Here is a 22,915-nt window from a genome sequence, read left to right as displayed (position 1 = left end):
CACGCCCACCACGGCGCGCGCCACGTCGTCGGGCACGGGGCCGTCCGGCGCCTGGGGCGCGAACATGGGGCGCAGCCTGTTGCCCCAGCCGATGTCCGACAGACGCCCCAACGCCCGGCCTTGCGCGGCCTGTTCCGTCGCCGGGATGCGGCCCTTGAGGTTCATGCCGATCGCCGGGAGGCCGGTGGGCCACATGCGCCGGGGTTCCACCTCGACGCCGGCCCTGCCGAGATCGTCGCGGGCCGCCTCCAGCGCGGCCGCGGACGCCTCGGCGGTGTGCCGGGCACCGGCGCAGTTGTCGCAGCGGCCACAGGGTTTGGCCGCCTCGTCGTCCAACTGGCGCTGCAGGAACTCCATCCGGCAGCCCGTGGTCTCCGCGTACTCGCGCATCGCCTGCTGTTCGGCCTTGCGCTGGCGCGCCACCCAGGCGTACCGCTCGCCGTCGTAGGTCCACGGCTGACCGGTGGCGATCCAGCCGCCCTTGACCCGCCGCACCGCCCCGTCCACGTCCAGGACCTTGAGCATCGTCTCCAGCCGGGAACGGCGCAGCTCCACCAGGGGTTCGAGGGCGGGAAGCGACAGAGGCCGGTCGGCGCCCGCGAGGCTGTCGAGCGTGCGGCGCACCAACTCCTCCGAGGGGAAGGCGAGTGAGGCGAAGTACTCCCAGATCGCCTCGTCCTCCTTGCCCGGGAGGAGCAGCACCTCGGCATGACGCACACCGCGCCCCGCGCGGCCGACCTGCTGGTAGTACGAGATGGGGGAGGACGGTGAGCCGAGGTGCACCACGAAGCCGAGGTCGGGCTTGTCGAAGCCCATGCCGAGCGCGGAGGTGGCCACCAGGGCCTTCACCTTGTTGGCGAGGAGGTCCTCCTCGGCCTGCTGCCGGTCCGCGTTCTCCGTCTTGCCGGTGTACGAGGCGACGGTGTGGCCGCGCTGCCGCAGAAACGCCGTGACCTCCTCGGCCGCGGCCACGGTGAGGGTGTAGATGATCCCCGAACCCGGCAGCTCGTCCAGATGATCGGCGAGCCAGGCCATCCGGTGGGCGGCGTCCGGCAGGCGCAACACGCTCAGACTGAGGCTCTCCCGGTCGAGCGGGCCACGCAGCACCAGGGCGTCCGAGGTGCCGCCCGTGCCGAGCTGTTCGGCGACGTCGGCGGTCACGCGCGCGTTGGCGGTGGCGGTGGTGGCGAGCACGGGCACGCCGGGCGGGAGATCGGCGAGCATGGTGCGCAGCCGGCGGTAGTCCGGGCGGAAGTCGTGGCCCCAGTCGGAGATGCAGTGGGCCTCGTCCACCACCAGCAGCCCGGTCGCGGCGGCCAGTTCGGGCAGCACCTCGTCGCGGAAGTCCGGGTTGTTCAGCCGCTCGGGGCTCACCAGCAGGACATCGACGCGGCCCGCGGCGATCTCGCCCTGGATGGTCTCCCACTCCTCGCTGTTGGAGGAGTTGATCGTCCGGGCGTGGATCCCGGCTCTGGCCGCTGCCTCGACCTGGTTGCGCATGAGCGCCAGCAGCGGCGAGACGATCACGGTGGGGCCGCTGCCCTGTGCCCGCAGCAGCGACGTGGCCACGAAGTAGACCGCGGACTTGCCCCAGCCGGTGCGCTGTACGACCAGGGCCCGGCGCTTGTCCGCGACCAGCGCCTCGATCGCCCTCCACTGGTCCTCGCGCAGCCGGGCCTCGCCCGAGGCGTCCGCGACGAGACGGGCGAGGACGGCGTCGGCGGCCGCCCGGAGATCCGCGTTGCTGGTGTGCTCCATGCGTTCCATACAACAGGACGGCAGTGACAGCCGGGTCCGCGAGCCCGGCCGGTGAGTGCGGACGGCCAGGTCGGCGGGTGCTGTGACGTGTCCCTGGCGGCAGTTATCCACAGGCGAAACCGGAAGATTGCATTCCGCGAGATCGTTCTCGCATGACGAATCACAGCGAAACGACTGGATCCTCCGAAAACGGCGACATCACCGGCTCTGGCGCACGGGGAGACGGCCACGACCGTCCCGCGCACGACCACGACCTATCCGCGGACGAACTCGGCTGCACCGCCTACGTCGGCCACGGCGAGGAACAGCAGGTCACCCTGCGCTCCCCGGCCGAACTCGCCGACGCGCTGCCCTATCTGCTCGGGTACCGCCCGGAGGACAGCATCGTCCTGGTGGCCCTGCACGACCGGGACGGACGTGGCCGGTTCGGAGGTCGCGCACGGCTCGGCATCCCCGCGAACGCGGACGACTGGCCGTCCGCCGCCCGCCAACTGGCCCACGGCCTGGTGACGGGCAGCGAACGCCGGGGCGCCCGGCCCGAGCAGATGGTCGTCTTTCTCTGCCAGGAACCGGTGAAGGGTGAATCCGGCCGCCAGGTCAAGGAACGGCTGGGGCCGCTCGCCCGGACCCTGCGGCTGGAGTGCGGCGGACTCGATGTGCCGGTGGTGGAGGCCCTGTGCATCTCCGACGGGCGGTTCTGGTCGTACTGCTGCGACAACCAGGACTGCTGCCCGGCCGAGGGCACACCCATGGGCCTGCCCGGTACGTCCGTGCTGGCCGCCGCCGCGACCTACGCGGGGCTCCAGGTACGCGGCACACTGCGCGAACTGCGCGCCAGGCTGCTCCCCTGGGACAAGCCCGCCGGGCTCGAGCAGGAAGTCGCGCTGGATGCCGCGGGGCTGACGCTGGTCCCCCGGATGCTCGACACGGCAGGGCGCCATGAGGTAGCCGAGGAGACGCTGCAACTCGCTGAGCGGATCATGGGCCGGCTCGCCGACGCCCCGCCCGTGACCGGCATGCTCGCGGCGGATCTGCGTGACGACGAGCTGGTCACTCACGACGAGGCGGCCACGCTGATCCTCGGTCTGCAGGACCGCACGACCCGCGACCGCGCGGCCGAGTGGATGGAGGGCGAGAGCGCGAGTCACGCCCTGAGGCTGTGGCGCGCCCTGGCGCGGCGCTGCGTCGGTCCCTACGGCGAACACGCCGCGGCACCCCTCACCCTCGCCGGCTGGGTCGCCTGGTCGACCGGCGACGAACTCGAGGCCAGGGAGGCACTCGCCATGGCCTTGGGTGCCGATCCCGACTACCTGTTCGCCCGTCTCCTGCACCAGGCCTGCAACGAGGGCCTCGACCCGGAATCCGTCCGCCGCTGTCTGCGTGCGGAACGCGAGAACCGGGCGAATCCGGAGAAATCCGAGCCGTCCATGCCCGTCCCGCAGGAGGCCCCCTCGCACCGCGGACGGCCTCGACGTACGCCCGCCGGTGCCCGCGGCAGCCGTTCCCCGCGCCGGTCGCGCGCGGAAGCTCGCGGACCGGGCGCCCGGGTTCCGCATCCGCGCCGATCGGCGGACCGCACGCACCCCGGAGGCGGGGCAGCGGGCAGCAGGCGCCCGGATGGCGTGCCTGGGCGGCAGGACCGGCAGGAAGGCGCCCGGCCGGCGGGTGTCGAGAGCGGCGACGGGGAGGAATGAGTGAGCGGGCAGACAGCGGCACGCGCGGTGACCTGGGCACGCGTGCGGGCTCAGCGGGTCGCGGCGGGAGGTCCGGCGCTCGACGGCCGAAGCGAAGGAAACGGCTTCTGGCGTCGTCGGCGGGCGGGCGTTTTGCGATGGATGAAACGGACGGCAAGGGTTCCGCGCGGACCGGGTGGATCCGGCGGGCCGACCGTGCGGTCACCCGGCTGCGGGCGTGACCTGGCGCAGGCCGGTGCCGTTCGTCTGAGTGGCAGAACGCCTGCACGAGGCGGGACGCCGTGCAGCCCCTGCCCGCCCGGAAGCCCCCGGCATCGGACACGGTCAGGGCCCCCGGAGCGCACAGAAAGCCGTCCCATGCACCAGCCGCGTCCGCCCCGGCCCCCGGCCGGCGACGACCACTTCTCCGAGGCAGGGCACGCTTCTCGGCTCAGCACTGGACGCCTGCTCAGCACTCCTGCCGACGCGCGACCCGGCACGGGCGACGCCCCCGGCCCCTCCGTACCGCCACCGGCCCGGACGGGCTCGGCGCCCGGCTCGCCGCCCACGGCCGCACGCCCGCCGGCCTCCTCGCCCCTCAGGCCGGGACCTCGGAGGTCGAGCACGCAGGGCGTCCCGGGCGCGGCTCCCCGATGGGCACCCGAGCTGCCGCCCGTTCACACGGCTCTGATCTGCGTCGCACTTCCCGGACTCGCCATCTCGACGGAAGGCGGCCAGCTGACCGGTCGTGGGCTGGAGGGGTTCTACCGGGCGGGGCGGCGTCTGCTCTCGCGCTGTCAGATCCGTGTCGGCGGAAGAGAACCGCTCGCGGTGCAGGCCCGGATGGTCGCAGCCGATCGCGCCCGTTTCGTGGGAACGCTGCGCTCCGCCCCGCACGGGAGCCCGGACCCCGACGTCCTCGTCGAACGCCTCCGGTGCGCGGACGGCACCGAGCGGATCACCCTGCACAGCGCCGCCTCGCGCACGCTGCGTCTGCCCGTCGAGGTGGCCCTCGGCACGGACCTCGCCGACCTCGGAGCGATCGCGTCCGGCCACCCGGGGCCGGAGCTCCCCGCCGGCGTGCACGACACCGGTCTGCGCTGGGCCTGCGCAGCGGGAAGCGCGTCGGTCACGGCCGAGCCGCCGCCCGCCGACGCGCTCGCCTCGGCCGGACTGCTGCGCTGGCAGCTCGAACTGCCCCCGGGCGGCAGCGTGCGCCTGGAACTGCGCGTACGGCTGGAGGGAACGGCGCCCCTGCGCACGGCGGGCCGCGCGGCCACGAGCCCGCTGGCGCCTGCCCGTGCCGTGGCGGACGACGCCCGGGTGTCCGCGCTGCTGCGGACGAGCATCGAAGATCTCCAGGCGCTCCTGGTCCGTAGCCCCACGCACCCCACCGCCGTCCACCTGGCCGCCGGCACACCATGGCGATGCGGTCTGGCCCCGGCAGAGGCACTCGCTGCGGCGCGCATGACACTGCCCCTCGGTACCGGCCTCGCGGCAGGCACCCTGCGCACACTCGCCGGCACTCAACTCACCGGTTCCGGGCCGCGGTCGGGCCTGATCCCCGGACCGCGCCGCGACGCGGGACCGCATCTCCCACCGAGTTGCACGGGCGTGGAGGCCACCCTGCTGTTCCCGGTGCTGCTCGCCGAGGCTCACCGCTGGGGTCTGCCCGAGCGTGAGACGCAGGAGCTGCTGCCCGCCGCCGAACGCTGTCTGACCTGGCTGCGGAACACGGCGGGCGACGGTGTCTACCTGCCCGACGTGGGCCCGGACAGCCCCCTCCGCTGTGAAACGCAGGCCCACGCCCATCGGGCCGCGCTGCTCGGAGCCGATCTGCTCGACGCCTGTGGCAGACCGGGCGCGGACGGTCTTCGGCAGTGGGCGGCCGCACTGCGTAAGGCCTTCCAGGAGGACTTCCGGATCGATGACGGTGGCGGTGGCGGTGGCGGAAGACCGGCTGCGGCGCGCGGTCCCGACGGCCGCCTCGTGCCGCAGCTGGGCTCCTGGACGGTGCACCTCCTCGACACCGGCCTGCTGGGCGGGGGCCAACTGGCCCCAGGGCTCCTCGACAAGGGGAGCGTCGAGCAATTGGCCCGGCTGCTCGGCGGGCCCGGGATGGATTCGGGCTGGGGGCTGCGCGGACTGGCCGCCGACGAGCCGGGCCACAACCCGTTCGGACACCGCGCCGGTGCCGTACGCGTCCATGAGACGGCACTCGCCGTCACGGGTCTCGCCGCGGCGGGGCACGAGCGGGAGGCGGCCTCGCTGCTGCGGGGGGTGCTCGGGGCGGCGGAGGCGTTCGGGTACCGACTGCCTGAGATGTACGCCGGTCAGCAGCGGACGGAGGGCGGCGCCCCGCTTCCGCACCCGGCCGCCTGCCGCCCCGCGGCCACCGCCGCGGCCGCCGGCGTCCTGCTGATCACCACCCTCGCGGGAATCCGTCCGGACGCCCCGGCCGGCACCGTCACCCTCCGCCCGATGCCAGGCGCACCGCTGGGCGAGATCGTCCTCACCGGGCTGCGCGTCGCCGGAGCACCCTTCGCCGTACGGGTCGGCCGACTCGGAACGGCCATGGTCGAGGAGGCGGCGGACAGACTGCGGCTGGGAGCGTGACCTGGAAGGACGCCTGATCGCCGCCATACCGGACGCGGACAGCGCGGGCCGTGGTGGACCGACGTGGATCAGCCATGGATGCGACCGACGAAGGGAGTGTTTATCGTCAGGCAGACGACTATGATCGCGGCATGCCCTACGACCCGTCAGCCTTTCCGCCCTTCGCCGTCACTGTGGACCTGGTCGTGCTGACCGTGCGCCGCCATTCCCTGTGCGCGCTGGCGGTGCGCAGGGGCGAGCCGCCGTTTCAGGGCCGCTGGGCCCTGCCGGGCGGCTTCGTGCGGGCCGACGAGGACCTGGCGCAGGCGGCGGCACGCGAGCTGGCCGAGGAGACGGGACTGCGGGTCCACGACCCCGCCGTGCCCGCCCAGGACAACGGGGCTCACCTGGAACAGCTCGCGACGTACGGTGATCCGAAGCGTGATCCGCGGATGCGTGTCGTCAGCGTCGCGCACCTGGCCCTCGCACCCGATCTGCCCGCACCGCGCGCCGGTGGCGACGCCAGCAACGCCCGCTGGGCGCCGGTCGAGGAACTGCTGCAGCAGGGCGGTTACGGCCGGGACGGCGAGCCGGTGGCGCCGCTCGCCTTCGACCACGCCCAGATCCTGGCGGACGGTGTGGAGCGCGCCCGCTCCAAGATCGAGTACTCCTCGCTGGCGACCGCCTTCTGTCCGCCCGAGTTCACCGTCGGTGAGCTGCGCCGGGTCTACGAGGCGGTCTGGGGAGTGGCGCTCGACCCGCGCAACTTCCACCGCAAAGTGACCGGGACGCCGGGCTTCCTCGTGCCCACCGGCGGTACGACCACCCGGCAGGGCGGTCGCCCCGCCCAGCTCTTCCGGGCCGGCGGAGCGACACTGCTCAATCCGCCGATGCTGCGGCCCGAGGTCTGACGAGGACGCCCTGACCGGTCGACGGCCGGAGCGCGAGCACGCAGCCGCGACCTGGGCCTGTCCGCATCCTCAGCAAGCCCGGCGATTCCCGAAAAATCCGTTTTGGCGCGCTATCTTGCTTCGGATGATCCAGGCCATCGGATTGACCAGCAACCCCCGCAAAGAGCTTCCGCCCGCCGTCGACGACGTCTCGTTCGAGGCGCCCGAGGGCCGCGTGACCGCGCTGCTCGGAGCACCGGGCGCCGGCAAGACGACGGCACTTCGACTCATGCTCGAGCTGCAACCGGGCCGTGGCATCACCTACTTCAGAGGACGCCCGCTGCACCGCATCGCCCACCCCGCCCGCGAAGTCGGCGTGCTGCTCGGCGATGTGCCGGGCCACCCCGCCCGTACGGTGCGTGGGCATCTGCGCATGCTGTGCGCCGCCGCGGGCGTCCCGGGCGGCCGGGCCGACGAAGTCCTCGAGGTGATCGGCCTCGTGAGCCTGCGCGACGAACGGCTCGGCACGCTCTCACGCGGCGTGCACCGCCGGCTCGGGCTGGCCTGCGCGCTGCTCGCGGACCCGCACACGCTCGTGCTCGACAACCCCGCGCACGGGCTCTCCGTTCGCGAGAACCGCTGGCTCTACGGTGTTCTGCGGACGTACGCGGCCCAGGGCGGCACCGTGCTGTGCACGACCGCGGACCCCAAGGAGGCTGCGCGGTTCTCGGACCGGGTGGTCACGCTGGAGCAGGGGAAGGTCGTCGCCGATCAGGAGACCGCGGACTTCGCCCGCACCCGGCTGCGTCCCCGCGTCGCCGTCCGCAGCCCGCACGCCGCCCGCCTCTCCGTGCTGCTCACCAAGGAGGCCCGCGCCGCGCGTCGTTCCGTGGAGGTCGTACGGGAGGGAGGCAACCAGCTCTCCGTCTACGGCAGTAGCTGCGCGGCCATCGGCGAGACGGCGTTCCGCCACGGCATCGTGGTGCACCAACTCGCGGACGAGCTCGGAGACATGGGTCCGGGAGCGGCAGCCCCACCCCCCGATGAGCAGCACCCCGATGCCGAGACCAGTGCCAGCGCCCGTGCCGATGGGGCTCCGGAGGCGGTGACCGGCCCCATCGGGCATCCGCCACAGTCGAGCACTCCCCTCGAGACGTCACCGGTGAGCGCCCTCCAGGAAACGCCTCCCACGAAAGCCTCGCCCGCGTCCACCGCCAAAGACCCGCATCCACCCCACGACGACGCCGGCCCCCCGCCCGACCCCCTCGCCGAGTTGCCGCCCCCCATCACCGTCCGCCCGGCGCCCAGCCCCCTCCGCCCTTTGCGGTACGAGATCCGGCGTGCGACCGGGATCGGCACCGGGTTCGGGATCGGGGCCGCGGTGCTCGTCGTGTCCGTGATCAGCGCCGTGCTGCTGGCCCGGCTCGGACACACGCCGCAGCCGCGGCTGCTCGCCGCGTGGCCGAGGGAGCTGCCGCTGCCGCCCGCGGCGATCGGGGCAGGCCTGCTCGGTGCGCTGGCCTTCGGTGACGAGTTCCGCCACCCCGCCCTGGCGGCGGATCGCGGCACCGTGCCCCGGCGGCTCGGGCTGCTCACCGCCAAACTCCTCGTCGCCTCGCTGAGCGCGCTGCTGCTCGCCGTCCTGACCGTCGGATGCGATGCCGAGGTGCTCTATCTCGTCTACGGACGGGAGCTCGTCGAGGTTCCCGCCGACTGGCTCGCCCTGAGCGCGAGTTGGCTCGGACTCGTGATCGGGTGCGCCTGGGCCGGTGTGCTGGCCGCGGGTGTGTTCCGGTCCACCAGTGCCGGGCTCGCCGCCGTCGTCGCCGTACCGCTCCTCGTCGTGCCCCTCCTGCAGTGGATGTCACGGGGGTCGTCGGTGCGCGCCGCGGCCGGGTTCCCCGCACGGATGCGTGAGCTGTTCCCGCTCGGGTGGCCCTTCGGAGGGGACCGCTACCTGGAGGCCGCGCTGCGGCTGATCGCACAACCCGTGGGCGGCGCAATGGCGTTGTCCGTGGGCACGCTGCTCTGCGCGTATCTGTTCACGAACCTGCGCAGCAGGGTCCGATGACGACCGTCGATGCCGCTATCGGTCCGTCCGTGCCCACAACTCCCCGGGGAAAGCCCATTTCTTTCCGATAAGGCGTCAATTGCGACGGCGTGAGCGATCACCCTTTCGTGTGCTTTTCACCAAAGACCTCAAGGGAGTTGGAAGCCACGCCGACAAAGGATGCGTGAGTACCCTTGCGCACACCATGATGACCGCCGCCCGCTCCGCAGACTCCGGCCTCGCGAGCCCGGGCGAACTCGACCGCTACCCCTTTGAGGAGGCGCCCGCCGTCGACCGCGGCGGGGCACACGTCTGGGACGGCGCGGACCCGGAGCTCGGCCGGGTGAGCCGGCGCGCCGCGGGCAGCCGCGGCCGCGGGTTGCACGGCCAACTCGTCCAGCAGCTGGGGCAGATGATCGTTTCGGGTGATCTGGGCGCCGACCGCCCCTTGGTGCCCGAGGAGATCGGCCAGCGTTTCGAGGTCTCCCGCACCGTCGTCCGCGAGTCGCTCCGCGTCCTGGAGGCCAAGGGCCTGGTCAGCGCCCGCCCGAACGTGGGCACGCGCGTGCGCCCCGTCAGCGACTGGAACCTGCTCGACCCGGACATCATCGAGTGGCGGGCCTTCGGGCCGCAGCGGGACGACCAGCGCCGTGAGCTCAGTGAGCTGCGCTGGACGATCGAGCCCCTGGCCGCCCGCCTGGCCGCCGGGCACGGGCGCGAGGACGTCCAGCAGCGCCTGTCCGCGATGGTCGACATCATGAGCCACGCCATCGGCCAGGGCGACGCGCTCACCTTCGCGCGTGCCGACTCCGAGTTCCACTCCCTGCTGATCCAGGTCGCCGGCAACCGCATGCTCGAGCACCTGTCGGGGATCGTCTCCGCGGCGCTCCAGGTCTCGGGCGGTCCGGTCACGGGCTGTGAGCGGCCGCACGAGGCCTCGGTGGCCCACCACGGCCGGATCGTCGACGCCCTCGCGGGCGGCGACGGCGCGGCGGCCGAGGCGGCCATGCGCCAGCTGCTGACGGTCCACCCCGACGTAGAACGCGTGGTGCCCGCTCCCCGCGAGCACTGACCGCGTTCCGCGGACGGCCCGGCGCGGCGTGCCATCCCCCTCCTGTGGCATCGTCCGGCCGATGAGCCGTCCCCCCTGCCGGACCCCGCGGGATCTCCATCGATCCGGCGGGGTCCGGCGGCGAGGGCGAGGCGCCGAGTGGGTACAGGGTGGGGAGACGGTGACTGCAGAGTGAGTGCCGAGAAGGCGCGGAGTCGCAACCGCGCGGTCCGGCGAGGGCAAGTCGGCCATGGTGAGGCCCGGCGAACCGCCACGAAGCGGCAGCCTCGACCACTGGTGACCGCTTTTGTCCTCATCTGACTACTTTTGGATGCTTACGGGGTGTGACTCGGGCCACGCGGATTGGGCGTAACGCTCCCGGAAAGAACGCGATGACCTAAGAGGTGACAGCCGCGGAGGGAATACGGACGCCGTTCATGGCGCTGTGCATCTCCCCGGCCCCCGCCCGCGCCGTCGGCCCATCCCCAAGCCGGCGGTCGGCTCCTGTCCACTGTGGACGGGGCCGGAAGCCGTTTTCCAACGTTCCGAGAGGTTGTTCGTGTCGGCCAGCACATCCCGTACGCTCCCGCCGGAGATCGCCGAGTCCGTCTCTGTCATGGCGCTCATTGAGCGGGGAAAGGCTGAGGGGCAGATCGCCGGCGACGATGTGCGTCGGGCCTTCGAAGCTGACCAGATTCCGGCCACTCAGTGGAAGAACGTACTGCGCAGCCTCAACCAGATCCTCGAGGAAGAGGGTGTGACGCTGATGGTCAGTGCCGCAGAGCCCAAGCGGACCCGAAAGAGCGTCGCAGCGAAGAGTCCTGCCAAGCGCACCGCCACCAAGACGGTCGCGGCGAAGGCGTCGCCCCCCCGCAAGGCCACCGCCACCGCCACGCCGGCGGAGTCCGCCGCCGAGCCGGCCGTCGAGGAAGAGGCCCCCGCCAAGAAGGCGGCTGCCAAGAAGACCACCGCGAAGAAGGCGACCGCCAAGAAGGCCACGGCCAAGAAGACGGCTGCCAAGAAGACCGCCGCCAAGAAGGACGACGTCGAGCTGGCGGACGAGGAAGTCCTCGAGGACACCAAGGTGGCCGAGGGCGAGCCCGAGGGCACCGAGAACGCCGGTTTCGTGCTCTCCGACGAGGACGAGGACGACGCGCCCGCCCAGCAGGTCGCCGCCGCCGGCGCCACCGCCGACCCGGTCAAGGACTACCTCAAGCAGATCGGCAAGGTCCCCCTGCTCAACGCCGAGCAGGAGGTCGAGCTCGCCAAGCGCATCGAGGCGGGCCTGTTCGCCGAGGACAAGCTGGCCAACTCCGACAAGCTGGCGCCGAAGCTCAAGCGCGAGCTGGAGATCATCGCCGAGGACGGCCGCCGCGCCAAGAACCACCTCCTGGAGGCCAACCTCCGTCTGGTGGTCTCCCTGGCCAAGCGCTACACCGGCCGCGGCATGCTCTTCCTGGACCTGATCCAGGAGGGCAACCTCGGTCTGATCCGCGCGGTGGAGAAGTTCGACTACACCAAGGGCTACAAGTTCTCCACGTACGCCACCTGGTGGATCCGTCAGGCGATCACCCGCGCCATGGCCGACCAGGCCCGCACCATCCGTATCCCGGTGCACATGGTCGAGGTCATCAACAAGCTCGCGCGCGTGCAGCGCCAGATGCTCCAGGACCTGGGCCGCGAGCCCACCCCGGAGGAGCTGGCCAAGGAGCTCGACATGACCCCGGAGAAGGTCATCGAGGTCCAGAAGTACGGCCGCGAGCCCATCTCGCTGCACACCCCGCTGGGCGAGGACGGCGACAGCGAGTTCGGTGACCTCATCGAGGACTCCGAGGCGGTCGTCCCGGCCGACGCGGTGAGCTTCACGCTGCTGCAGGAGCAGCTGCACTCGGTGCTCGACACCCTGTCCGAGCGCGAGGCGGGCGTCGTCTCCATGCGCTTCGGTCTCACCGACGGTCAGCCGAAGACCCTCGACGAGATCGGCAAGGTGTACGGCGTGACGCGTGAGCGCATTCGCCAGATCGAGTCGAAGACGATGTCGAAGCTGCGCCACCCCTCGCGCTCGCAGGTGCTGCGCGACTACCTCGACTAGTCACCGGAGCTCATCCGGCTCCGAAGGCCCGGCGCTCTCCCCGTCCGCGGGGGGTGTGCCGGGCCTTCGTCGTGCTGTCGCGCGGGTGCGTGGTCCGGCCTCGTGGATCACGCTGGGTGTCCAATGACCACCCCAGTGTGAGGAGTGTGCATGCGACGTCGTCTTGCCCGGGCCCTGGTCCGCCCCCTGGTCCTCGCGGCCGCCGCAGCCGCCATGCCGCTGGCCTCGGCCTCTTCGGCGGCCGCCGACAGCATCGTCGTCGGTGGGTTCCCGGTCGATGTCTCGGAGAGCCCCTGGACGGTCGCGCTGTCCAGTCGTGACCTGTTCGGAGGTACGCGCGCGGGACAGTTCTGCGGGGGAGTGGCGGTCGGCCGGACCACCGTGCTCACCGCGGCCCACTGCTTGGACGAGGAGATCCTGGGCGTGAAGCCGCAGCAGGTGCGGGACCTCAGGGTCATAGCCGGGCGCACCGAGCTGCTGTCGGACAAGGGCCAGGAGATAGCCGTGCGCTCGGTGTGGGTGAACCCGGCCTACGACGGTGTCGGCAACTCGGGTGACTTCGCCGTGCTCACCCTGGCCGAGAAGCTTCCGTCGAGCTCGGTCATAGGGATGGCCGCGGCGGGCGACCCCGCCTACCGGGCGCACACGCCCGCGACCGTCTACGGATGGGGCGACACCACGGGCGGCGGCAGCTACGCCGGCAGCCTGCACGCGGCGCGGCTGCACGTGCTGCCGGACGCCTTGTGCGAGAAGGCGTATCCCGGTGGCTCGGACGGCACCTACCGGGCCGAGACGATGCTGTGCGCCGGTGAGGAGGACGGGGGCCGGGACGCCTGCCAGGGGGACAGCGGAGGGCCGCTGGTGGCCGAGGGGCGGCTGATAGGGCTGGTGTCATGGGGGAGCGGCTGCGGCTGGGCCGGCAGCCCGGGGGTCTACACCCGCATCTCCGACGTCCTGAGGACGCTCAGGTGGGGATGAGCCCCGGAACGAGAGCGTGACACGGGCGGCCGCCTCCGAGATCGGAGGCGGCCGCCCGCTCGCCGGCCTGTGCCGGGCTGCTCGTCGTCGTACGCGAGATGTCAGCGCTCTTCTTCGGAGGCGTTCGTCGGAGCGGAGGTCAGCCGCTCCGTCTCGTCCTGTATCTCAGCGGCGATCTTCTTGAGTTCCGGCTCGAACTTGCGGCCGTGGTGGGCGCAGAAGAGCAGTTCTCCGCCGCTCAGCAGGACGACGCGCAGGTATGCCTGGGCGCCGCAGCGGTCGCAGCGATCGGCGGCCGTCAGCGGGCTCGCGGGGGTCAGAACAGTAGTCACGTCGCCTCTTCTCTAGCTCGACGAGCTGTCGTACCAGGGTCAACATCCAACCAGCCCCAAAACGTTCCCGCTCGTGGCTTTCTCTCGAAAAAAATCTCTCCGAGATGGCTGGCTGTTGCCGGTTGGCGGCGAATGTGCCGTATTGCGTGTCTCTGTGTCGTACGGATTCGCGTCGTATCGGTGGTCGGCCCTCCCGGCTGGGTTGCCGGTTGTTCATGAGGACGTGCCCGGAGCCTAAATGGTTCATGCCTGGAAGGGAACGTGATGTGTGCTTCACTCCATCGAGGGATCGAACAAGTATGCGACTCTCGACTAGGGTGAGGTCAGACGAGGGTGGCGTTACAACGGCTCTACCAGGCCTCGGTACCCTCTCACCGGTGACTGAAGCGGTGCCCTTACCCATGAGGGCCCCATCTGAAATTCAGCGAGGAGCGAACCGCGTGACCGCCGAGACGTCCGTGCCGTCCACAGCGCTGCTGGCAGGAGCAGACCGCGACGGTTCCAACTACACCGCGCGGCACCTGCTCGTCCTCGAGGGGCTCGAGGCCGTGCGCAAGCGCCCCGGCATGTACATCGGATCGACCGACAGCCGCGGTCTGATGCACTGCCTGTGGGAGATCATCGACAACTCCGTGGACGAGGCCCTCGGCGGTTACTGCGATCACATCGAGGTGATCCTGCACGACGACGGCTCGGTGGAGGTCCGGGACAACGGCCGCGGCATCCCGGTCGACGTCGAGCCGAAGACCGGCCTGTCCGGCATCGAGGTCGTCATGACCAAGCTGCACGCCGGCGGCAAGTTCGGCGGCGGCTCCTACGCCGCCTCCGGCGGTCTGCACGGCGTCGGCGCGTCCGTCGTCAACGCCCTCTCCGCCCGTCTGGACGTGGAGGTGGACCGCGGCGGGCACACGCACGCGATCAGCTTCCGCCGCGGCGTGCCCGGTGCCTTCGCCGCCCTCGGGCCGGACGCGAAGTTCGAGGCGAAGAGCGGGCTGCGCAAGACCAAGAAGATCCCCAAGGCCCGTAGTGGCACGCGCGTGCGCTACTGGGCCGACCGGCAGATCTTCCTCAAGGACGCCAAGCTCTCCCTCGAGAACCTGCACGCGCGTGCCCGCCAGACCGCGTTCCTGGTGCCCGGCCTGACCATCGTCGTCCGGGACGAGTACGGGCTCGGCGAGGGCGGCAGCAAGGGCGAGGAGTCCTTCCGCTTCGACGGCGGCATCAGCGAGTTCTGCGAGTTCCTGGCCACCGACAAGGCCGTCTGCGACACCCTCCGCTTCCAGGGGCAGGGCACCTTCAAGGAGACGGTCCCCGTCCTCGACGAGCACGGCCAGATGACGCCCACCGAGGTGACCCGCGAGCTCGGCGTCGACGTGGCGCTGCGCTGGGGCACCGGCTACGACACGACCGTCAAGTCGTTCGTCAACATCATCGCCACCCCCAAGGGCGGCACCCATGTCGCCGGCTTCGAGCAGGCCGTCGCCAAGACCATGAACGAGGTCCTGCGCGCCAAGAAGCTGCTGCGCGTCGCCGAGGACGACATCGTCAAGGACGACGCCCTGGAGGGGCTCACGGCGGTCGTCACCGTGCGCCTCGCCGAGCCGCAGTTCGAGGGCCAGACCAAGGAGGTCCTCGGCACCTCCGCGGCCCGCCGCATCGTGAACAACGTGGTCTCCAAGGAGCTCAAGGCGTTCCTGACCTCCACCAAGCGCGACGCAGCCCAGCAGGCCCGGGTCGTCCTGGAGAAGGCCGTCGCGGCGGCCCGTACGCGCATCGCCGCCCGACAGCACAAGGACGCCCAGCGCCGCAAGACGGCCCTGGAGTCCTCCTCGCTGCCGGCCAAGCTCGCCGACTGCCGCAGCGACGACGTCGACCGCAGCGAGCTGTTCATCGTCGAGGGCGACTCCGCGCTGGGCACGGCGAAGCTCGCCCGGAACTCCGAGTTCCAGGCGCTGCTGCCGATCCGCGGCAAGATCCTCAACGTCCAGAAGTCGTCCGTCACGGACATGCTCAAGAACGCCGAGTGCGGAGCGATCATCCAGGTCATAGGGGCCGGCTCCGGGCGGACCTTCGACATCGACGCCGCCCGCTACGGCAAGATCATCATGATGACCGACGCCGATGTGGACGGCTCCCACATCCGCACCCTGCTGCTGACCCTGTTCCACCGCTACATGCGGCCCATGGTCGAGGCCGGCCGGGTGTTCGCCGCGGTGCCCCCGCTGCACCGGATCGAGATCATCCAGCCCAAGAAGGGCCAGGACAAGTACGTGTACACGTACTCGGACCGGGAGCTGCGCGACAAGCTCATGGAGTTCCAGAGCAAGGGCATCCGCTACAAGGACTCGATCCAGCGCTACAAGGGTCTCGGCGAGATGGACGCCGACCAGCTGGCCGAGACGACGATGGATCCGCGCCACCGCACCCTGCGCCGGATCAACCTCACCGACCTGGAGGCCGCCGAGCAGGTCTTCGACCTCCTCATGGGCAACGACGTCGCGCCCCGCAAGGAGTTCATCTCCAGCTCGGCCGCGACACTGGACCGCTCGCGCATCGACGCGTAGCCACTGCTGCGCGGGGCCGGCACCGGCATCGAGGCCGGAACGGCCCCGCGACCAGCACGTGCGTCACCTGATGGGGTGAAGGCGCCAGGGAAGAAGAGTCGGGGATCTTCCCGTTCTGTCCATCCTTGGGCATGCAGCCAAGCAATGGTCGTCCCGGCGGTCAGCCGCGGGACGTCGGGTACGACGACCCGTGGTACGACGCCCTCGCCGCGGGCTGGGGCGAGTCGGCCGAGCAGCCCGCGGCGGTACCCGCACCGCGGCCCGCCACCGATGCCGTGGACCCGTCCGAGGTGTACCTGGAGGTCCAGCGCAGCGCGGCCTTCCAGAAGGTCCGCAGCCGCTACCGCCGGTTCGTCGTCCCCGGAGTCATCGCCTTCCTCGCCTGGTACGTGGCCTACGTCGTGGCCGCCACGACGGCACCGGAGCTGATGGCCCGGCCGGTGGCCGGTGCCGTGAACGTGGCCATGCTGGCCGGGCTCGGACAGTTCCTCACCACCTTCCTGCTCACCTGGGCCTACGCCCGCCATGCCCGGCTGCGCCGGGACCGGGCCGCGCTGGAGCTGCGCTGGGACACCCAGGAGCTGTCGCGCGGGAGAGGCGGTGCGGCGTGACAGGTGATCACCAGACCCTGGCGCTGCTGCTGTTCAGCGCGTTCGTCGCGCTCACCCTGGGCATCACCACCTGGGTGAGCCGGCACCGGCAGGGCTCGGCGGAGGAGTTCTACGCGGGCGGGCGGCTCTTCTCCCCGATGGAAAATGGTTTTGCCATCGCGGGCGACTACATGTCGGCCGCCTCCTTCCTCGGCATCTCCGGGCTCATCGCCCTCTTCGGCTACGACGGCATGCTGTACTCGGTGGGCTTTCTGGTGGCCTGGCTGGTCGTGCTGTTCCTCGTCGCCGAACTCGTGCGCAACTGCGGCCGGTTCACCCTCGCCGACGTCGTCGCGGCCCGGATGCGGGAGCGGCCGGTGCGGATCGCGGCGGGCACGTCCTCCGTCACCGTCTCCGTGCTGTACCTGGTGGCGCAGATGGTCGGCGCGGGCAGCCTGGTCGCGCTGCTGCTCGGGGGCACGAGCGAGGCGGCGCAGGCCTGGACCGTCGTCGGCGTCGGCGCGCTCATGGTGATCTACGTGTCGCTCGGCGGGATGCGGGCCACCACCTGGATCCAGATCGTTAAGGCGGTCCTGCTGCTCGGCGGCACCATCGCGCTGACCGTGCTGGTCCTGCTGCGCTTCCACGGCGACTTCAACCGGCTGCTGCTCACCGCCGCCGAACGCAGCGGCCACGGCGAGGCGTTCCTCGCGCCCGGCCTCTCCTACGGCGGTGACTGGACCGCCCGCTTCGACTTCATCAGCCTCGGGCTCGCCCTGGTGCTGGGCACGGCCGGGCTGCCGCACATCCTGTCCCGCTTCTACACCGTGCCCACCGCGCGGGCGGCCCGCCGGTCGGTGGTCTGGGCGATCGGACTCATCGGCGGCTTCTATCTGATGACGATCGTCCTCGGCTTCGGCGCCGCCGCCGTCGTCGGCACGGACGCCGTCCGAGGCTCGCACGCGTCAGGGAACACCGCGGTCCCCCTGCTGGCCCTCGACCTGGGTGGCGGCGCCGGCTCCATGGGCGGAACGGTTCTGTTCGCCGTCGTCGCCGCGATCGCCTTCGCCACCATCCTCGCCGTGGTCGCCGGGATCACCCTCGCCTCCTCGGCGTCCGTCGCCCACGACCTGTACGCCTCGCTGCGCCGCCCCGGCGGCAAGCCGCGGAGCGAGGTCGCCGTCGCCCGGGTCGCCGCCGTCGGCATCGGCGCGGTCGCGATCGCCCTCGGTCTGCTGGCACGCGACCTCAACGTGGCCTTCCTGGTGGGGCTCGCCTTCGCGGTCGCCGCGTCCGCGAACCTGCCCGTGCTGCTGTACTCCCTGTTCTGGCGCGGCTTCACCACACGCGGTGCCGTGTGGGCCGTCTACGGCGGGCTGATCCCCGCCGTGGTGCTGGTCCTGCTCTCCCCGGTGGTGTCCGGCAGCCCCGCATCCCTGTTCCCCGGCGTCGACTTCCAGCTCTTCCCGCTGCAGAACCCAGGTCTCGTCTCCATCCCGCTGGGCTTCCTCGCCGGCTGGCTCGGCACCGTCACCTCCGGTGAGGCGCCGGACGAGGCCCGGCACGCGGAGACCGAGGTGCGCTCGCTGACGGGCGCGGGCGCCGTGTAGAAGACCGGCGCGCACCGGAGACGGACGGCGTCCGCATCCGTATGGAAGTGAGGGCACGGTTCCTTCCCCCGCCCCTATGGGCCGTGCCCTCAGGCGCGGGTCGCCCACACGTAACGGTGTTCCGGGCGGCCCGCGTCCCCGTACTTCAGGGTCAGCGTGGCCCGTCCCGTGCGCTCCAGGAGCTTCAGATAGCGCTGGGCGGTCTGACGGCTCACCCCGGTGCGTTCGGCGATCTCCTGGGCGGACAGCGGGCCGTCGGCGTTCATCAGGGACTGCCGCACCAGCTCGGCGGTGGTGGGCGAGTGCCCCTTGGGCAGATGCGGCTCCGCCGGGGCGGACAGCGCGCCGAAGATGCGGTCCACCTCCGCCTGCTCCGCCTCACCGCCGCCGTCGAGGGTGCGCCGCAGCTCCGCGTACGCCTCCAGCTTGGCGCGCAGCCCCGCGAAGGCGAACGGCTTGACCAGGTACTGCAGCGCACCGTGGCGCATCGCCGCCTGCACGGTCGACACGTCCCGGGCCGCCGTCACCATGATCACGTCCGTCTGGTGGCCGCGGCGGCGCATCTCCTGCACCACGGCGAGCCCTGTGTCGTCCGGCAGGTAGTGATCCATGAGCACGAGGTCCGGTACCGGTGGGGTCTCCAGCCTGCCGAGCGCCTCGGCCGCGGTGTGCGCGAGCCCTGCGACATGGAAGCCGGGGACCTTCTCGACGTAGGCGGCGTTGACCTGCGCCACCCGGACGTCGTCGTCCACGACCAGGACCTCGATCATCGCGCCTCCTCCTCGGTGGGCTGCGGTGCGGCCGCCCCGGTCAGGGCGGGCTGCGGCTCTGTGTCCGTCAGCGCCTCGGGCAGCACGACGGTGAACTCCGCGCCGCCGCCGGGCGCCTCGCCCACCGTGGCGCTGCCGCCCTGCCGCTCGGCGAGCCTGCGCACGAGGGACAGCCCGATGCCGCGTTCCCGGTGGGCCGGCGGCTGCTTGGTGGACCAGCCCTCGGTGAAGATCAACTCATGCTGTTCGGGAGCGATTCCCGGCCCGGTGTCGCGCACCATCAGCACCGCCGTACGCCCCTCGGCACGCAACTCGACCTCCACGCGCGCGTGCGGAGTGCCCGCGACGGCGTCCAGGGCGTTGTCCACCAGGTTGCCGACGACGGTCACGATCCCCCTCGGATCGATCAGCCGGTCCGGCAGCCGTGTGCCGTCCGAGAGCTTGAGAGCCACCCCGCGCTCGGCGGCGACCGTCGCCTTGCCCACCAGCAGCGCGGCGAGCAGCGGGTCACGGATCTTCTCGGTGACCTGCTCCGCGGTGGCCCGGTGATCGCCGACTACCTCGCCCACGAACTCCACGGCCTCGTCGTACATCTCCAGCTCGAGCAGCCCCAGCAGGGTGTGCATGCGGTTGGCGTGCTCGTGGTCCTGGGCGCGCAGCGCGTCGATCAGACCACGCGTGGAGTCCAGTTCCCTGCCCAGCTGCTCCAGCTCCGTACGGTCGCGGAGGGTGGCGACGGCGCCGCCGTCGTCGGTCGGCATACGGTTCGCGACCAGGACGCGCCTGCCCCGCACGGTCAGCAGGTCGGTGCCGGTCACGCGGCCGGCCAGGACGTCGGCGGTACGGCCCTCGCCAAGTGCCTCGTCGGGGGAGCGGCCCACGGCCTCGTCGTCGAGGTCCAGCAGGCGTTGCGCCTCGTCGTTCAGCAGGCGGATGCGTCCGGCGCGGTCCAGGGCGACGACACCCTCCCGGATGCCGTGCAGCATGGCCTCCCGTTCGGCGAGCAGCGCGGCGATGTCCGAGAAGGCGAGGTCCCGGGTCTGCCGGTGCACCCGCCGGGAGATCAGCCAGGCCGCCAGGGCGCCGACGGCCAGCGCTCCGCCGGCGTAGGCGAGGAGTCCGGGGATCGCCTGGATGAGCCGGGCCCGGACACTGTCGTAGGCGATGCCGACCGAGACGGCGCCGATGATCTCTCCGTCCTCGTCACGCAGTGGCACCTTGCCCCGCGCGGAGCGTCCCAGGGTGCCGTCGTCGATCTCCATGACCTCGTGTCCGGCCAGTGCCTGACCGGGGTCGGTCGAGACGTGCCCGCCGATCCGCCGCGGGTCGGTGTGCGACCAGCGCACGCCTCGCCGGTCCATCACCACGATGTACTCGGCCCCGGTCGTCTCACGGATCCGCTCCGCCTCCCGTTGCACTGGTCCGTCCGGCGACGGCGGTGTGCTGCGGAGGTCGTCGGCGATCCGATCCTGCTCGGCCGTGGTCTGCGCGATCGCGAGGGCCCGCCGCATCGCCTGGTCGTCCAGCTGATCGCCGAGCGGCGCGAGGAACAGCCCGGTCGCGAGCACCGCGACTCCCGCGGCGATCGCCAGCTGCATCAGCAGCACCTGCGAGAACACCCGCCGCGGCAGTCCTAGACGGAGGCGACGAGCGGGGGGAGTGGAGCTCATACCCATGACGGTACGTGGGTGCGGGGGTGGGGCCGTAGGGGTGTGGCGGGGATCTCGCGTGCCGTGGCGGGGGACGTACGTGCGCGTGGAGACCGCGGTCGCGGCGCTGCGGGCCACGCGCGTGTGCCGCTCGGGGCGCCCGTGCTCGGAGGCGCCCGTGGGCGGGGGCCTGGCGGCGGCTCCGTCCGGGCGGGAATGTGTGCTGGGCGGTGCCGGGGATCCCGGGCTCTCAGCTCGCGAGGGCCGCCAGGGTCAATGCGTGGAGGGCGACCACGTCCATGCGGGCGGGGGAGCCCAGTACCGAGCCGCAGCTTTCCGGGCGGGGTGGCAGGGACGCGCCCTGGGCCACCTCGACCAGCCAGCGGCGCCCGTCGGTGTGGGTGACGGTCACCTCCCAGCGGGGGGCCGCTCCCTCCGTCCGTACGACCCTCAGCGCCTCCGCGGCGTACTCGCCCGCCGCCTCGCGCACGGCCAGCTCCGCCGCCTGACCGGGGCGCTCCCAGGCGGAGCCCCCGCGGCAGCCGTCCACGACGATCCGGCCGTCCCGCGCCGCGTGCAGGACCTCCTTGACGGCGTGCGCCTGCGCCCTGCCGTACGCGTAGCCGTACGGCAGCACCAGCACGGTAGGTGAGAAGCGGTGCCCGCCGAGGTGGGTCACCTCCCAGACGCCCTGCACACCCGAGGCGGCGAGCTCCGCCGCCAGCGGGCGACCGAGGAGGGCGCAGCAGCGGTCGCGCTTGCCGTTGGTGCAGACGAGGGCGAGCGGGTCACCCTCGTGCGGCCGGCCGCCGAGCACCGTGTCGAAGCTTGCGTGTTCGCCCCTGCCCAGCGCGGCGAAGTCCAGAGCGAGGAGCTGCCCGGGGTCGGTGGTCGTGGCGGAGTGCAGCCACACGTTTCCGGGAACGGTGTGGGCGGCGTACACCTGGCGCGTGGCCGGCGTATGGCAGTCCGCGTGGCGTCCGGGACGCCGTATCAGCGCGATGCGCACCCCGGTGTCCCGCGCGGCCGCCTCCAGGGCACGGCCCAGCGCCGGGTCGAGGTGGCTCGACGTGAGCGCCTTGGCACCCCACGGGCCGGGCTGCTCCAGCAGCAGCCAGGTCCTCGCGGTGGCCGCGGTTCCCGCGACGGGCTCGTCGAGCTCACGGGAGACGGTTGAGCACGTACTCACAGAGGTGAGCCTAACCTGACTTGCTCAGGAGTGGCGCCCCGCCCCGCTCGTGTCCTGTTCCGGCACCGACCGGGGCGGCTTCGGCCCGACGTACTGCCCGCTGGGACGCATGCGCAGCGGACGTTCGCCGTACTCCTCCAGGGCGTGGGCGATCCACCCGGCCGTGCGGGCGACGGCGAAGATCGTCTCGCCCGCGGTGGCCGGCATCCCGGAGGAGGCGGTGAGCACGGCCAGCGCCAGATCGACGTTGGCGTGCAGCGGGGCGTGCCGCGCGGTGGTGGCCACGATGTCGCGGGCCGCGGCGAGGGCGGGAGCGGCCTGCGGGATCTCCTCCATAAGGGCGAACAGGGCACGCGCGCGTGGATCCTCACCGGCGTAGAGACGGTGACCGAGTCCCGGGATACGCCGGCCGGCCCGGAGCTCGTCGGCGATCACGGGGGCCGCGCTGCCTTGGTCGAGTACGTCGAGGAGGAGTTTGTGCGCGAGGCCGCTTGCCGCACCGTGCAGCGGGCCCTCCAGGACGCCCAGGCCCGCGGAGACGGCCGCGTACGGGTGCGCACGGGCCGACGCGGCGACGCGCACGGCGAGGGTGGAGGCCGCCAAGTCGTGGTCGACGAGCAGCCCGAGGGCGGTGTCGAGGACCCGCAGCCGCGCCTCGTCGGGCTTCGAGCCGGTCAGTCGGCCCCAGAGACGGTGGGCCAGTGGCCCGGCGTCCCGGTGGGTGGGCCGCACGGGCGGCAGGGCGGCCACAAGGGTCGGGATCAGGGTGCGGGCGGTGCCGAGCACGGCCTCCTCGGTCGAGCCACGCGCGGATCTGCCGTACACCGCCAACTACCCGTACATTCTGACCGGTTCGGAGGCGGACGCGGAGCGGGTTCGGGCGACCGAGCAGCACTTGATCTGGGCCGCGTGTCGAATTCGCCAGGGAGGTCGAACGCCGCGTCGAGTCGATCCTCGCCGAACTGAAACCGGGTCGCGAACTGCACACCAACGTCGAGTCCTACGCGGGCGCGGTCATGGAACTCTGCGGCCTGCCCCGCGAGATGTTCACCCCGACGTTCGCGGCGGTTGCCGGACCGTCGGCTGGAGCGCCGCGCGGGCGCCGGAGGCCGTGCCGGCGGTGT

At 72.1% G+C, this 22,915-nt stretch carries 15 protein-coding genes and 2 pseudogenes; 11 read left to right on the top strand and 6 right to left on the bottom strand.

Translation table 11 applies throughout. The features are described 5' to 3' along the window. Positions 1-1,758, bottom strand: a 1,758-nt coding sequence (locus tag N4P33_RS10805; RefSeq protein WP_260826126.1) for an ATP-dependent DNA helicase RecQ, incomplete at its 3' end; no start/stop codon positions are given. 152 nt (positions 1,759-1,910) lie between these two features. Between N4P33_RS10805 and N4P33_RS10800 the strand changes: the two genes are divergently transcribed. The 7 genes from N4P33_RS10800 to N4P33_RS10770 all read left to right on the top strand — a co-directional run bounded on the left by N4P33_RS10800 (position 1,911) and on the right by N4P33_RS10770 (position 13,087). Next, on the top strand, positions 1,911-3,452 hold the full coding sequence (locus N4P33_RS10800) for a DUF4192 family protein (protein WP_260826125.1): 1,542 nt from the start codon (positions 1,911-1,913) through the stop codon (positions 3,450-3,452). 669 nt (positions 3,453-4,121) lie between these two features. Next, positions 4,122-6,047, top strand: coding sequence for a glycogen debranching N-terminal domain-containing protein (locus N4P33_RS10795; RefSeq protein WP_260826127.1), 1,926 nt, complete (start codon positions 4,122-4,124; stop codon positions 6,045-6,047). Between the two features lie 131 nt (positions 6,048-6,178). Beyond that, positions 6,179-6,937, top strand: a complete 759-nt coding sequence (locus N4P33_RS10790) for an NUDIX hydrolase (RefSeq protein WP_260826124.1) — start codon at positions 6,179-6,181, stop codon at positions 6,935-6,937. 124 nt (positions 6,938-7,061) lie between these two features. Further along, complete coding sequence (locus N4P33_RS10785) at positions 7,062-8,987, top strand: ATP-binding cassette domain-containing protein (protein ID WP_260826123.1); 1,926 nt, start codon at positions 7,062-7,064, stop codon at positions 8,985-8,987. A gap of 163 nt (positions 8,988-9,150) precedes the next feature. Continuing rightward, the gene (locus tag N4P33_RS10780) at positions 9,151-10,038 is read left to right on the top strand and encodes a FadR/GntR family transcriptional regulator (protein ID WP_260826122.1); all 888 of its coding nucleotides are present in this window, start codon (positions 9,151-9,153) and stop codon (positions 10,036-10,038) included. Positions 10,039-10,576: 538 nt separating this feature from the next. Next, positions 10,577-12,109, top strand: a complete 1,533-nt coding sequence (locus N4P33_RS10775) for an RNA polymerase sigma factor (RefSeq protein WP_260826121.1) — start codon at positions 10,577-10,579, stop codon at positions 12,107-12,109. A gap of 150 nt (positions 12,110-12,259) precedes the next feature. Beyond that, positions 12,260-13,087 (top strand): trypsin-like serine protease, encoded by an 828-nt coding sequence (locus N4P33_RS10770; protein WP_260826119.1) that lies wholly within the window; start codon positions 12,260-12,262, stop codon positions 13,085-13,087. Positions 13,088-13,188: 101 nt separating this feature from the next. On the opposite strand, the gene N4P33_RS10765 is transcribed toward N4P33_RS10770, so the two are convergent. Continuing rightward, positions 13,189-13,419: a hypothetical protein gene (locus tag N4P33_RS10765; RefSeq protein WP_260826118.1), complete on the bottom strand. Its 231-nt coding sequence runs from the start codon at positions 13,417-13,419 to the stop codon at positions 13,189-13,191. A 440-nt stretch (positions 13,420-13,859) separates the two neighbouring features. Here N4P33_RS10765 and N4P33_RS10760 point away from each other — a divergent pair, with 440 nt between their 5' ends. The 3 genes from N4P33_RS10760 (at position 13,860) to N4P33_RS10750 (ending at position 18,183) form a co-directional block, all read left to right on the top strand. Then, on the top strand, positions 13,860-15,983 hold the full coding sequence (locus N4P33_RS10760) for a type IIA DNA topoisomerase subunit B (RefSeq protein WP_260826117.1): 2,124 nt from the start codon (positions 13,860-13,862) through the stop codon (positions 15,981-15,983). A 131-nt stretch (positions 15,984-16,114) separates the two neighbouring features. Beyond that, positions 16,115-16,594, top strand: a complete 480-nt coding sequence (locus N4P33_RS10755; RefSeq protein ID WP_260826116.1) for a DUF485 domain-containing protein — start codon at positions 16,115-16,117, stop codon at positions 16,592-16,594. Then, complete coding sequence (locus N4P33_RS10750; RefSeq protein ID WP_260826115.1) at positions 16,591-18,183, top strand: cation acetate symporter; 1,593 nt, start codon at positions 16,591-16,593, stop codon at positions 18,181-18,183. Before N4P33_RS10755 ends, N4P33_RS10750 begins: the two co-directional genes overlap by 4 nt. 89 nt (positions 18,184-18,272) lie before the next feature. Here the strand turns inward: N4P33_RS10750 and N4P33_RS10745 are convergent, their stop codons facing one another. The 4 genes and pseudogenes from N4P33_RS10745 to N4P33_RS10730 form a co-directional block, all read right to left on the bottom strand. Continuing rightward, complete coding sequence (locus tag N4P33_RS10745; protein WP_260826114.1) at positions 18,273-18,953, bottom strand: response regulator; 681 nt, start codon at positions 18,951-18,953, stop codon at positions 18,273-18,275. After that, a complete protein-coding gene (locus N4P33_RS10740) occupies positions 18,950-20,623 on the bottom strand; it encodes a sensor histidine kinase (RefSeq protein WP_260826113.1) in 1,674 nt (557 codons plus the stop codon). The genes N4P33_RS10745 and N4P33_RS10740 overlap by 4 nt, the downstream gene beginning before the upstream one ends. A 229-nt stretch (positions 20,624-20,852) precedes the next feature. Next, positions 20,853-21,791, bottom strand: a complete 939-nt coding sequence (locus N4P33_RS10735; protein WP_260826112.1) for a sucrase ferredoxin — start codon at positions 21,789-21,791, stop codon at positions 20,853-20,855. Positions 21,792-21,815: 24 nt separating this feature from the next. Continuing rightward, positions 21,816-22,592: pseudogene (locus N4P33_RS10730) on the bottom strand (citrate/2-methylcitrate synthase); the annotation flags it as partial. Between the two features lie 101 nt (positions 22,593-22,693). Between N4P33_RS10730 and N4P33_RS35555 the strand changes: the two are divergent. Next, positions 22,694-22,884: pseudogene (locus tag N4P33_RS35555) on the top strand (citrate/2-methylcitrate synthase); the annotation flags it as partial. Between the last annotated feature and the right edge of the window lie 31 nt (positions 22,885-22,915).

The organism is Streptomyces sp. 15-116A (assembly GCF_025290915.1).
Lineage (GTDB): Bacteria > Actinomycetota > Actinomycetes > Streptomycetales > Streptomycetaceae > Streptomyces.
The sequence above is the reverse complement of the archived record's forward strand: the minus strand, read 5'-3'. Positions and strand labels throughout refer to the sequence as shown.